This is a genomic window from Paenibacillus sp. 10L310 (assembly GCF_056395745.1).
The window spans coordinates 1-374 of sequence record NZ_JBFTKC010000078.1; the positions used below are offsets into that span (position 1 = coordinate 1).

Sequence of the window (374 nt, forward strand, 5' to 3'; positions counted from 1 at the left end):
AGCGCAGTGGTAGGGACGTATACAATTACAATCTTTACGGCTCAACAAGGCACTGAATTTAAGTCCCAGGGAGAAGCCTTGAAGTATACAGTAGAAGTGAAGAATCAAGATCAAAAAGCTCCAGAAGGATTGAATTCCACAGCGGTAACTGCAGCAGGAAATGACGGTAAAATTACAGGCGTTACAGACGCGATGGAATACCGCTTAAAAGACTCTAATAATGCTTGGACAGCAGTGACAGGAACTGAAATCACGGAATTGGTTGCAGGAACCTATGAAGTACGTTATGCGGCTAAAACAGGTCACAATGCAGGAAGCGTGGAGGAAGTAACAGTGGCAGCTTATGTGGCACCTGATACTACAGTAACTAAGAT

The 374-nt window shown here is 44.1% G+C and carries 1 protein-coding gene; it reads left to right on the forward strand.

Features of this window, described 5'->3' with window-relative positions; genetic code table 11:
• Window positions 1-374, forward strand: a 374-nt coding sequence (locus AC1DE7_RS31910) for a hypothetical protein (protein WP_477535901.1), incomplete at both ends; no start/stop codon positions are given.